Origin of the sequence: Saccharococcus sp. Marseille-Q5394 (genome assembly GCF_946901335.1) — a bacterium.
In the GTDB taxonomy this organism is placed as follows: Bacteria; Bacillota; Bacilli; order Bacillales_A; family Planococcaceae; genus Sporosarcina; species Sporosarcina luteola_C.
This window is the reverse complement of sequence record NZ_CAMPPQ010000001.1, coordinates 1523755-1536463: the sequence shown is the minus strand read 5'-3', so window position 1 is coordinate 1536463 and position 12709 is coordinate 1523755. Positions and strand designations below refer to the sequence as shown.

General features: G+C 43.5%; 9 protein-coding genes. 4 read left to right on the top strand and 5 right to left on the bottom strand.

Features of this window, described 5'->3' with window-relative positions; translation table 11 throughout:
* The first annotated feature begins 12 nt into the window (after positions 1-12).
* On the top strand, positions 13-1065 hold the full coding sequence (locus tag OC538_RS07565) for an ABC transporter ATP-binding protein (RefSeq protein ID WP_262174075.1): 1053 nt from the start codon (positions 13-15) through the stop codon (positions 1063-1065).
* Positions 1010-2041, top strand: a complete 1032-nt coding sequence (locus tag OC538_RS07560; RefSeq protein WP_262174073.1) for an ABC transporter ATP-binding protein — start codon at positions 1010-1012, stop codon at positions 2039-2041. Before OC538_RS07565 ends, OC538_RS07560 begins: the two co-directional genes overlap by 56 nt.
* 102 nt (positions 2042-2143) lie before the next feature.
* Here OC538_RS07560 and OC538_RS07555 read toward each other — a convergent pair whose 3' ends face one another.
* Entirely contained in the window at positions 2144-3916 is a 1773-nt protein-coding gene (locus OC538_RS07555; protein WP_262174070.1) for a methyl-accepting chemotaxis protein, read from the bottom strand.
* A gap of 276 nt (positions 3917-4192) precedes the next feature.
* Positions 4193-5209: a hypothetical protein gene (locus OC538_RS07550; RefSeq protein ID WP_262174068.1), complete on the bottom strand. Its 1017-nt coding sequence runs from the start codon at positions 5207-5209 to the stop codon at positions 4193-4195.
* A 317-nt stretch (positions 5210-5526) separates the two neighbouring features.
* Between OC538_RS07550 and OC538_RS07545 the strand changes: the two genes are divergently transcribed.
* Positions 5527-8058 carry an EAL domain-containing protein gene (locus OC538_RS07545; RefSeq protein ID WP_262174065.1) on the top strand — a complete coding sequence of 844 codons (2532 nt, stop codon included), beginning with the start codon at positions 5527-5529 and terminating at the stop codon, positions 8056-8058.
* A 247-nt stretch (positions 8059-8305) separates the two neighbouring features.
* On the top strand, positions 8306-9013 hold the full coding sequence (locus OC538_RS07540; RefSeq protein WP_262174063.1) for a GDSL-type esterase/lipase family protein: 708 nt from the start codon (positions 8306-8308) through the stop codon (positions 9011-9013).
* 45 nt (positions 9014-9058) lie between these two features.
* Here OC538_RS07540 and OC538_RS07535 read toward each other — a convergent pair whose 3' ends face one another.
* The 3 genes from OC538_RS07535 to OC538_RS07525 all read right to left on the bottom strand — a co-directional run bounded on the left by OC538_RS07535 (position 9059) and on the right by OC538_RS07525 (position 12515).
* On the bottom strand, positions 9059-10114 hold the full coding sequence (locus OC538_RS07535) for an acyltransferase family protein (RefSeq protein ID WP_262174060.1): 1056 nt from the start codon (positions 10112-10114) through the stop codon (positions 9059-9061).
* A gap of 425 nt (positions 10115-10539) precedes the next feature.
* Positions 10540-11712 (bottom strand): hypothetical protein, encoded by a 1173-nt coding sequence (locus OC538_RS07530; RefSeq protein WP_262174058.1) that lies wholly within the window; start codon positions 11710-11712, stop codon positions 10540-10542.
* An 83-nt stretch (positions 11713-11795) separates the two neighbouring features.
* A complete protein-coding gene (locus OC538_RS07525; protein ID WP_262174057.1) occupies positions 11796-12515 on the bottom strand; it encodes a YiiX/YebB-like N1pC/P60 family cysteine hydrolase in 720 nt (239 codons plus the stop codon).
* Positions 12516-12709 lie beyond the last annotated feature (194 nt).

Sequence of the window (12709 nt, the reverse complement as noted above, 5' to 3'; positions counted from 1 at the left end):
GGGGTGCGGTGAATGGAAATGAATTTATTGGAAGTACGGGATCTCCGTACGTCCTTTTATACGGATGATGGGGAAATAAAGGCGGTCGATGGCGTCAGTTTCACGCTTCCGCAGGGGAAAACGTTAGGGATTGTCGGTGAGTCGGGGTCGGGAAAGAGCATTACGGCGCTTTCGATATTGAGACTTCTTGCAAACAACGGCAAGATTATCGGTGGAGAAGTCAATTTTAAAGGGAAGGATCTTCTCTCCTTCTCCGACAAGCAAATGCGGGATATCCGAGGGAATGCGATTTCGATGATATTTCAGGAGCCGATGACGTCGTTGAACCCAGTCTTCACTGTCGGCCAGCAGATCGGCGAGTCGCTAATGAAACACCAGGATTTGTCGAAGAAGGCGGCCCATTTGAAATCAGTTGAGCTGCTGAAACTCGTCGGGATTCCTTCGCCGGAAAAACGAGTAAAACAATATCCATACGAATTATCAGGAGGCATGCGGCAGCGGGTCATGATTGCGATGGCACTTGCTTGTAATCCGGAAATTTTAATAGCCGATGAACCGACAACTGCGCTCGACGTGACAATCCAAGCACAGATTCTCATGCTCATCCGCGATTTGCAGAAGCGGCTTGGCATGTCGGTCATCATGATTACGCATGATCTAGGGGTTGTCGCGGAAACATGCGAATATGTCGCCGTCATGTATGCGGGGCAAGTTGTGGAATATTCGGATGTCGTGACGCTGTTCCAGAAGCCGAAGCATCCATATACGATTGGTTTGATCAATTCATTGCCAAGGCACGATGTAGAGCTTGAAAGGTTGGAGTCAATCAGTGGAAATGTGCCGAATCCGAAAGAGATGCCTACTGGTTGTAGATTTGCTCCAAGATGCCCGGCCGCGATCGATCTATGCAGGAACGTCATGCCGGATCTATTGAAAGATAATGAAGGAAATGATGTGAGATGCTGGATTTATTCAGAAACATGGGAAGGCGAAGCGGAGGTGATCGTCTATGGCGAAAAAAGAATTGCTCAAAGTCGAGGGGCTGAAACAATACTTTCCGATTAAAGGTGGAATGATGGGCCGCACGGTCAACCATGTGAAAGCGGTTGATGATATCAGTTTTACGATCTACGAAGGTGAGACGGTCAGCATAGTCGGGGAGTCGGGCTGTGGAAAATCCACCACGGGCCGCGCCATTCTCCGGTTGGAAGAACCAACGGAAGGCGTCGTCACATTCAATGGGCTTGAACTGACATCATTGTCGAAACGGGAGATGAGGAAGCAACGAAAGGATTTGCAGATCATTTTCCAAGATCCATACGCATCCATCAACCCGCGTCAAACTGTTTCGGATGTTCTAGATGAAGCTATGACGATTCAAAAAGTACTGCCTGCGAAGGAGCGGAGGGCGCGGATCATCGAGTTGCTGGAAACTGTCGGTTTGAATGAATACCAGGCTGACCGGTATCCGCATGAATTTTCTGGCGGGCAGCGTCAGCGGATTGGCATTGCCCGGGCATTATCGGTCAATCCAAAACTCATCATATGCGATGAGGCCGTATCCGCATTGGATGTCTCCATTCAAGCGCAAGTGCTGAACTTATTGAAGGATTTGCAAAGGGAATTCAAATTGACGTATTTATTCATATCACATGACTTAGGTGTCGTCCGTCATATTTCGGACAGAGTCATTGTCATGTATTTAGGGAAGATCGTCGAAATCGGTGATAAGTATTCGATATTTGAAAATCCGAAGCACCCATACACGCGAGCCTTGCTATCCGCTATTCCGGTCCCGGATCCAACATATGAGAAAAAGCATATCGTCCTGACGGGAGACGTCCCTTCGCCGATCGATCCGCCGGAAGGGTGCCGTTTCCATACTCGTTGTCCATTCGCGCAAGAAAAATGCAAAGTAGACATGCCAGTATTGCGCACGCATGCGTCAATGATCAACGGCCATAAAGCCGCATGCCATTTTGTGGAGCATATTGCAAATGGCGAGTTGCAAGTGAAAGGATTTGAGGAAGCGGTGTTTTAGGAGGGGGAAACTGGCGAGGAGGAAACATCGGGAGGAACTTGTTGGTTTCATTAAATCAAAAGAAAAAACACCGCTCATCAATTGATAGGCGGTGTTGCTTTATTAAATAGATTGTTCTTCCTTTACCGATTCTTCTTCACTTAGAATTTCACGTTCCTCTTCTATCTGGGTTTCCTCGATTAGCACTTCTTCATCCACTTTGAATTTACTAATTTCCGTTTTCAATTCATTCGCGAGGTCGTGCAATGTATCTGTTGTTGCGACCATCTCTTCCATCGAGGCAAGCTGTTCTTCCATGGATGCAGCGATGTTTTGCGTATGGTCGGATGATACACCTAATGACTGTACGGTATCATGGGTCGATGCCAGAATCTGTTCGGAGCCTGCGGAAATTTCCTGGACTGTAGCCGAAACGGACTGGACATTATCTGAGATGTTCGCGATTTTCTTCATTATGCTGCCGAATGTTTTGCCGGCATCGTTGACGATGACTGTTTCGCGTTCAACATCTGAATAGACTTGTGCCATTGCTTCGACAGATTGACGGGAACCGTTTTGCATTTCAGTGATAAGTCCACGGATCTGCTTCGCCGAAGCAGCAGATTGCTCCGCCAAGTTGCGCACTTCACTCGCTACAACACTGAAACCTTTTCCTGCGTCACCCGCACGAGCCGCTTCGATGGCTGCGTTCAACGCAAGGAGGTTGATTTGACCGGAAATGTCGGTAATCATACCGATGATCTTCTCGATTTCAGATGAACGGATATGCATCGTTTCCGTAATCTTCATCGATGCTTGTACAGATTGATTGATCGTATGAATGCCTTCGATTGAATCGTTGATGAGCTGGCTGCCTTGCTCCGCCGCTTCCGAAACTTCCGACGTCTCTTCCGCCACTTTCGAAGTGGAGTCCGCAATGTCTTGGATGCCCGCCGTAATCTGCTCGAGTGCCGTCAGATTTTGATTGGCAGCTACGGAAAGCGATTCGCTTGCTGTGGATACTTCCTGCGTCGCAACTGTCGACTGGTTCACGACTTCACTCATCTGCTCCGCGCTGTATGCCAATTCACTGGACGAATTTACGACATTGTCAGCCGCCAAATTCACATGTTTGATCATGCCGCTTAGTTCATTTTTCATATGATTGAAGCTGTGCGCAAGCCGGCCGATTTCATCCTGGCTTTTCAATTGGACCGTTTGCGTCAAGTCGCCTTGCGCAATGACATCGGTGAAACGGACCAATTCCTGAAGCGGTTTCGTAATCTTTCTAGATATAATCGAAGGAATTGCGACACCCAGGATGCTGCCGAGTACAATAAGGGCAATGCTCACAATGATAATTGTCCGTTGCAGATCAGTGATTGACGAAGCGTCCTGGCTCACAACGAGAACCGTATCCGACTCGGGAATCGGGTAATATAGAGACTTATGAACCCCGTAGTCATCTTTATATACGCCGCTGAACAACGGCTTGGCCTTATCCAGTGCCCGGTTGTGATCAGCATTGAATGTCTGCTGTACTAAATAATCCGTGGAATCGGAGAAGGCAAGCAGCATGTCCTGTCCGTCCACTTTGCTATGTATCGAAATGTTCTCAACGCCGTTCTTTTTCTTCACGCCATTGATGATATGCATAAGCTGGTTATGTGCATTCTTATCTTTCAACGCGCGATTGACGAGCCGCCCCGTAACTTTCTCCTTTACGTCATCCATCGTTGAGTTCAGCGATTTCTCAAACTCCGGCATGACATTCACTTCCACAATGCGCATCGACGTGTAATAAAATACAAAGCCGAACAGCATCGTAAGAAGATAAATAGGAATCAATGTCCCTAGAATAATTTTCTTCCGAACGCTTCCCTTTTGCCTTAACAAAGATTTTTCCCCCTGACTGAATCCAAAGTAGTGAAAATAAAAAGAATATTACCGTCTCATTATACCTATAAAAATATGAAAATACTACCACTAAATAGACTTTTGTAATTTATTTGGTGCCTGTGCAACAAACAATTCAGATTATGAACTACAATTGCATAAGGGATATAAAAAAAGCCAATCAATTCAACAATCGATTGGCTTCTTACTGGTTATTTATTCACATGGGTGAATTGTCATAAATGTGCCGTGCACAGGCACCCGCTCAATTTCGGTTCAATTCTCTTCGTCGGTGTAGTCGCCGCGAAGTTGTCTTCTGTTTTTCTCCAGAAGCTGTTCAAAATATGACGTAGGTTTTTCGTTGTCCTGTTCATGCTGGGGATCGGCTTTGTTGATTTCCAAGTTCTCCTCCGCATTATCCTCCGAGTGATTATGCGGTGACAATGTGTATCGGTCCATGTCGACTTCCATCGTTATTCGCGTTTTTTCTTGTGTTACATCCGGTTCCAAAGTTCCCGTAAGAATAGGAGATTCGATCGTTTCAATTGGCCTATCAACTTCCTGTGCAACGACGTTAGGTTGTTCGATAATGGTTTTTAGCCTAGTAAACCATTCTTGGCGCTCTTTTACGTATGCTGCATATTCAAGTGTGTCTTTTCGTAACGGGGTGTAAGGAGCATGATAAAAACGAATGAGATGTTTCGGGTTCGTGCTGTCGTCAACGATGATTTCAAGATCCATTGAAGTGATTTTATCTACAGGTTGACTGGTAGGGGACCCTGTTGCTGCCTCTTCCTCTTTTAATTTATTCATTAGGAAGTTGGTGTAATGCGTATCTCTTTGAACCGATGCAGTCTCATAATTGTCTTCTTTGAGATTCACCGCCAAAATATCGGAATAGCTATAGGTTTTAATTATGTAAGGCATATTGATATAGGCTTTTGTAACTTTTACATCCTTTTTCAATTCTGGCATCCATAAATAGATTTTCTCTCGCTGTTTATCAAGTGCGATTTTAGATAATAAATCGTAAGAGGTAAAAGATTTATGTCTATTTGCATCGAATTGGTCTGGTTGGAAGGTTTGAAGGAATTCTAACTGTGATTTTTTACGTTTATCTTCAACTTGGTGCACGATGCCAAATAAGAGTATGCCTATCAAGAAAAATACGACCAATGAGACGATGCCGAGCAAGAACGATTGATTATAGAAAAAATAACCAAGCAAAACGCAGCCGAAAATCGGCGTCATGCACCCGATACCGACGAATAAATTTGTTATTCTAGATGGCATGATTAAATCCCCCCATTAACAACTATTGTATATGCTTACGAGCAATAGTGAAATAGGTTTCATTTTTTGCTGTGCATGTGCAACACACTATTCTGATAATGCACTACAATTGTATAAAAGTAAATGATAAGCCAATCGAATCAATATTCGATTGGCCTGTTTTTAAGTTTTTATACAGAAAGGTGAATTGTCATAATTGCACCGTGCACAGGTACCTTAGAATACATCGTAGAAATATAGGTATATATGCATATATTGTTTCAAAAATATGATATAATAATATTTAGAAAAAACTATGTATTGGGGGTTGGGACCAATTGCTTTCAAATTTTAATAATAGAAGAAAGTTAACGGCTTATTTGGAACAGGAATCGGATTCCTATCCGGAAATCTTTGAGAATTCGCCTGATATCTTGCTTTTGATAATGGATTTGAAAGGTGTCATTGTAAATGTTCGAGGAGGAACAAACCAATTAGTAGGTTTGGATCAAAAAGAAATTACCGGTAAAAATTTTAGGGATTTTATTCATAAAGAAGATTTGCAGAAAGTGGAAGACTATTTTGCCAGAGTATTGAAAGGGGAAAAGTTATATGTAAGCTATCGCGTGCTGGATATGGAAGGCGATATTATCCCAATTGACGTAACACTTACCCCGATTCAAACGGCAGATGGCGAAGTGATCGGTTCTTATGGGTTGACGCATATTATTTCCAGTGAGTATCAGCTGCAAGAAAGAATTCAGGAATTGCAGGGGCGGCTTCAGACTTTGATTCATCATTCCCATGAAGTCATCGGAATTTTGGATGCGGAAGGGACTCTCGTTTTTGAGAGCCCGTCCATTGAGTCCGTTCTCGGTTATACGGTGGAAGAGATCACGGGGCAGAAAGGCTTTGATTATATGCATCCTGATGATCGGCCAAGACTGAAGAAGAAATTCGAAAGAATCATTAATCGGCCGAATACTCCATTTACCATTGAGCTTCGTTTGCGTCATAAAAATGGGAATTGGCGATATTTTACGGTAGTTTGTACAAACTTGCTTGATAATCCAACTGTGAAAGGCATTGTATGTAATTTCCATGATATTACTGAAGTGAAAAGGCAAGAGATGGAGATTAACTATTTGGCTTACCATGATTATTTGACGACCTTACCAAATCGGCGCACTTTTGAAGAAAGGCTGAATCTCGAATTCAGGTTGGCCAAAGTGGATGAACGGAAGTTTGCTGTCCTCATATTTAATATCGATGGATTTAAGTATTTAAACGACACCTTTGGCCATGATATCGGAGATCTTCTATTAAAGGAAGTTGCAAGTAAAGTAAAACACACACTTTATAAGGATATCGAAATAATGGCGAGAATTGGCGGGGATGAGTTCGCCATTTTAACGACGAGCCTTCATTCGGAGGAAGCTGTTGAGAGAATCGCAAAAACAATACTGCACATCTTTGAACAATCGTTTGAAGTGAAAAACTATCAGCTTTATTTAACTGCGAGTATCGGCATCAGCATGTATCCCGAATCCGGAGACGACTCGGGCGCACTTATGAAGAACGCGGGACTGGCAGTCTATCTTGCGGAAAAAGGCGGACGTAATACTTATCGAATCTACTCGCCGACCGCTAATATCGAGACTTACAAACTATTTAATTTGAGAAATGAACTGCAGTATGCTTTGCATAATGATCAATTCCTCGTCTATTATCAACCAATCGTACAGGCGGGGACGGACGAAATTGTCAAGGTGGAGGCGCTCATCCGGTGGAATCACCCAATTTGGGGAATCGTCAGGCCAGACGAATTTATCCCGCTAGCTGAGGAATCGGGGATGATCATCAAAATCGGCGAGTGGGTTTTGAAAACGGTATGCCGGAAATTGCGTGCGTGGCATGACGCCGGTTATATGGTGAAAGGGTCCGTCAATCTGTCTTTGACCCAATTCTTACAGGCAGACTTGATCGAAATGATTGAAAGGACTTTACACGAAAATGAGTTGGATCCGAAATGGCTGATCCTCGAAATTACAGAAACTACGATGTGGGTGCAAAAAGATAAAGCGTTGGAGAAGATTGCTCGATTACGTGCACTCGGAATAAAAATTTCACTAGATGATTTTGGGTCAGGATATGCTTCTTTTCAAAATCTGTTGGCAATCAAACCGGATACATTGAAAATCGACCGCTCTTTAGTGAAAAACATACCTTCCGACAAGGATAGTACTGAAATCGTGACGTCGATCATTCAACTTGCCCACCGGCTTTCCATACAAGTAGTCGTAGAAGGTGTCGAAACGGAAGAGCAGAAGGAATTTGTATTGGAGCTTGAAGGCGAAAGGATGCAAGGGTATTTATTCAGTAAACCGGTTACGGAAGAAAATATGGAGAAGTTATTAGAGAGAACGATAAAACCTGAAATCGAATCGGCTCCTGAGAAAGAGCGCAGGAGATATTTCAGAATTGATTTTCCATATCCACTCGAAGCAATGATGACGATAGCGGAATTGAACGGGAAAAAGGTGCAGTTAGGGAACACGAAAGTCTTGTTGGAAAACCTGGGACCTGGTGGATTGCGCTTCCTATCGACAATCAAACTTCCGGTAAGTCCGGATATGATCTTGAAGTTTCAAATGACAATTGCTGATGAAGAAATTACGTTATACGGATCAATTATCCACGAATCCGAATTCAATGATTTGAATCGATATGGCGTCGAATTTATAGTGGACGAACAAGGAAGGGAAGAACTGATCAAAAGCTTCAATTATCTGCAAGTCCAGTTACGAAAAAATCCACTCCCGCCCGGCTACTCATTTATTACGGAAAATGCGTCCGTCTATTTTAAATAGTATTCATTTTTTTTGGTGCCTGTGTGGAAAGCAATTCTGACTATGCACTACAATTGTATAAGAGAAAATGAAAAGCCAATCGAATCAACATTCGATTGGTTTGTTTTTCGATTTTTTATTCAGAAGGGTGTATTGTCATAATTGCACCATGCACAGGCACCGAAACAATTCTGAAACAATTTCCAGTTATTTTTTATGGGAATCGGGGTATAGCAAGCTTTATTGAGGAAGAACAGGAGTGTCTGGATTGGAAAAAGGAAATGTTCTATTGGTAGTATCTTTACTTTTAAACGTTCTGTTAATCGGAACGGGAAGCTATGTCGTTCACAAGATTGGCGGCATCGAATTCGTGAAAACGAAAATGCAAATCACACCATCTCCTAAAAGGGATTCTGCATATTATTATACGAAGAAAAGCGTCTTTGAATATTCAGCAGCGAGTGATGCGGATAAAGTGTTCATCGGGGACAGCATTACCGATTATGGGGAGTTCCAGGAATATTTCCCTGACGAAGTCGTGTTGAATCGTGGAATTCGCAATGATTCGGCTAAGGGGGTATTGAAACGGATTCAGGAAGTGGTGGACAGGAATCCGAAAGAGGCTTATTTGATGATCGGGGTCAACGATATCCGTTATAAAACGGATGCCAACGATTTCGAAAGCCGTGTCAATGAGATTATCGATTCTTTTGAGGGTAAAGAAACCCGGCTTTTCATTCAATCAATCCTGCCGGTGAATAACGGGCTTTTCGGGAATGAAGTAACGAATGAAAAAGTGAAGAAGTTCAATGAAATTTTACGGCGGATTGCGGATGAAAATGGGATTGAGTATATCGACCTGCATCCGAGTTTCACAGATAAGAGCGGGCAGTTGGATAAGAAGTTCACGGTCGATGGGCTACACTTGAATGGGAAAGGATATGAAGTTTGGGTGGACAGGCTCCGTTCGAGATGACGATAGGTATAAAAATAGCTGAACCTCGAGGAGGTCCAGCTATTTTTACGTCGTTATTGGTGTCGACTTCTTCTTCGGTGAAAATCCGCCAAGCAGAAGTTTTCCATGCGGCAGCAACTTATTAATTAAAATTGAGACGACGATGGGAATGAACACTCCGATGGCCGTGAATCCGATAAGGCCATACTTGAAATAATCATTCAAAATGATGTCTGCAAAAATATGCAAGTACATAATGGATAGCGAGTGCTGCTCGATTTTTCGCAGCCAGCTGAGTGACAGTCGGGCCGTGATGAACTGGAATACTCCTACCAAAAGAATCGTGAAGGATAGGGGAATGACCAGATCCAATACGAAATGGTCGTACCGTAAAAACTTCATGCTAAGCCGGTAGTCAATGACTTGGAAACTGTCGAGCAGGACAGCCGTCACACTGACAACTAATGCCGCGACCATTCCTCGCTTCGAAATATCCATCCAAAAATCCTTCAAATAATAGCCGATGGCAAAATAGACGATGGCCATTAGCGCGACATCGATATTCCAAATCATCGGGATTGATTGAGCCGCCTCGGATGGTTTGCCGCCGATGACATGCATTGCGATAATGCTTTCGAGATGGGCGATGGTGTAGAAAACGCCGAGAATGATGAACTGTTTCGTCCGATTGAAATATTTCGTAAGCAGTAAGAAAAATATATAAGTGAAAAACAATGTCGTCACAAACCAGAAGACCCCGTACGCTCCGCGAATAAAGCGACCGCCGACGGCAAGCGTCCATAGATCATTGAGGTACCAGGACAACTCCCGATTGCCTGAACCAATTTCCATCCCGTAACGGATCAACGTGATGCTGACAAGGAAAAACAGATAGGGGACAATCAACTGCATAAAACGCTTGTGAATTGTCGGTTTCATAAGCCCTTTTTCCAAAACTGGCTTGAAAAACAACCCACTCAAAATGAAAAATGCAGGCATGTGGAACCAGTAAATATATTTCGCGAGCGGAAAATCAAGCTCTCCAGGATAATGCCCGATGACTACGAGAATCATCAAAAACCCTTTTGTCACATCCACCCACGTTAACCGTTTCTTCTTCATAAACAAACACCTCTAACTAAATATGCTGCTATTATATACCCCCTTATCCCATTTTCAACGCATTGTAACAGCATTGATATGTAATTGTTAAATCCTTGGCAAAAAACGGTGCCTGTGTAAGACACTATTCTGACTATGCACTACAATTGCATGAGGAAAAATGTAAACGCAGTTAAATAAGGGGTTGAATTTGACTAAAATGAATTTTTATCCAAAGAATCGAATTATCATAATTGCACCTAACACAGGTACCGAAACAATTCAGACTATGCACTGCAATTGCATAAAATAAAAGAAGAAGCCAACCATGTCAATCGATGGTTGGCTTCTAGCTGCATTTATATACCTATTGTTGAATTGTCATAAATGTGTGGTGCACAGGCACCTCATAGGCACCGCCTTAATGGCACCGCCTCCAATCCCCTTCACCTTACTATAAAGTCGTATGGGGAGAGGCGCTTTTTCTTTTGTTGTGCATAGTGGTACATGTCATCGAGACCTTTGATTGGGAGTTCGTTTAGCAAATTACCTGTCGTTACGTCATATGTGTCGATGGAATGAGTGTTGGATGATTCGTGATAGCGGAAGAAGTAGAGCTTACCGTCTCGGAAGTATATTTGTTCGGACATTTTCATATTTCCTTGACTTGCGCCTTGAAGGGTAAATGCAATATGGGTTTCACCTGTTTCGGGGTTGAGCGCATGCACGTCCCCGATTCCATCTACATAGTACAGCATGCCGTCATGGATGGTGGCGGCGTTCCGGAGATTATAGGGAAGGCGGATGATGTACTCGTTGATGTCCTTATAAGAAGTAAGTGGAAACGTCTCGAAGTTCTTCGTCTTTTCATGTATGCGGTACACATCGCTAGTCAGCTTTTCCGTGTCAGCCATTATGAGATAATAGTAGTCGCCTTCTTTGAGAATCGATGCGAGTCCGACCCGTTCGCCAATCGGACCGAGTGATACGATTTCTTCCAACTGGACATTTTGTTGAAGGGGCATCTTTTGCAATGAAATGCGGTCATCTTCACCAATCACCATCAGCAGATTCCCGTCTGCCTTGCCGGACATTTGCAAATAATGGGGGATGTGTATTGTATCGAATCCATGCTCATTTCCGTACCGAATATTGGATGCATAGCCGCCATCGTCGGTGAAGCCAGAGTTATAGATGCTGTAAAAGAGATTGTCCTTTTCATTGAAAGCCGTCAACTCACCGGTATGTTCTTCCGGCAGTATGGTGAACGTTTTGGTTCCATTCGAATCAGCCAAATAGACATGACCGCGGTCTGCCAAAAAGAATGAATCCTTTGTTGCAAAAACCGTCCCAAGCTCAAGGCCTTGCATTTTCCACAGTTTCGAATTTCCATCCTGATCGACAAAGACTGCAAAGCTAAGGCCATCAAGATCCGTGTCCTGATTCGCAGTCGTCGAGAAATATAGAATAGCCGCAGTATCTTTCAGCAAAGCAGGATTTGAAAGGTCAGTCCCTGAAAGGAATTCTATTGAATGTTGACGGCTAAAAGCATAATAGGCAGTGGCCAAGGCGACGACAAGCAATGCGGTGATGCCGGCAATTATCAACTTCTTTTTCATGTTCCGAAACCTCCTTAGAGGAATGAAGGAGCGGGCCTCAAACGGACAGCCCCTTCGTATGAATCAGTTGTGTCCCGGTATCATTAGATTTGGCGGATGAATCTTGTCTGTTTCGCGTCGCGGATATCTCGTGGATAGACGCCAAAGCCTTTATTTACATCCAGATCCAGTCCGCCATACAATAAGTAAGCTGACCAGATGAGTTTAGAGCAGTTTTTCGCACCCATATGACCTGTGTTGCGGTTGTTCATGAAGTTCAATGAGTATGGCTGTCCAATTTGGGTATACACCCAGTTTGCCGCATTTTGCTTGACCGCGTCTGTAGTGGAAACGGATTTCACGACTGCCCCTTTTTCTACCATCTTGACGTTGGCGGAAATACTGCGGACGCCGGTTGGGAAGATCGATTCCACAATCGTGTTGCTAGAATAGTATAATCCGACATGACCGTGGTTTACGAAGGCTGTCGAGGCCGGTGTGTAGAAGAAATCACCGCTTTCGCTCGGACCAATGATATAGTTTGCAGATCCCCCGCCTTGAACCTTGCCATTTTTGCCGAAATGCTCGGCCAACAGCTTCGCAATTATAATGGATAATTGGTTTTGTTTTTCCGTTTTTTTGTCCAATAGCAAGTTGAAATTCTTCTCGAGCAATCTAGTTGATAAGACGAGCTCCTCACCGGGAACAGTAGATTGAATCATTACCATCTCATTTTTTTGTTGCTGGACTGCTGAAGCGCGGATAGGGGACTGAACACCGATAACGAGAATTCCTGCCAATGCAAATGCAATGAATCTTTTCACGTTAATCGCTCCTTTGGAAAAGGCAACTGGCCAGTTTGCCTTCAAATTATATGTTGTCCAACATACTTAAACTATAGCATGTATAATAGAATAGTTAAAATTTTGGGATAATAAGTAATCTGCACCGAAATCTTGTATTTTATTGAATGAAAAGCCGGGAACCTTTTGTGTATATACAAAGATTAACGCAGCTT

Coding starts and splice junctions, on each gene's coding strand:
- OC538_RS07550 (WP_262174068.1), bottom strand. CDS start 5,209: ATGCCATCTAGAATAACAAATTTATTCGTCGGTATCGGGTGCATGACG.
- OC538_RS07535 (WP_262174060.1), bottom strand. CDS start 10,114: ATGAAGAAGAAACGGTTAACGTGGGTGGATGTGACAAAAGGGTTTTTG.
- OC538_RS07560 (WP_262174073.1), top strand. CDS start 1,010: ATGGCGAAAAAAGAATTGCTCAAAGTCGAGGGGCTGAAACAATACTTT.
- OC538_RS07530 (WP_262174058.1), bottom strand. CDS start 11,712: ATGAAAAAGAAGTTGATAATTGCCGGCATCACCGCATTGCTTGTCGTC.
- OC538_RS07565 (WP_262174075.1), top strand. CDS start 13: ATGGAAATGAATTTATTGGAAGTACGGGATCTCCGTACGTCCTTTTAT.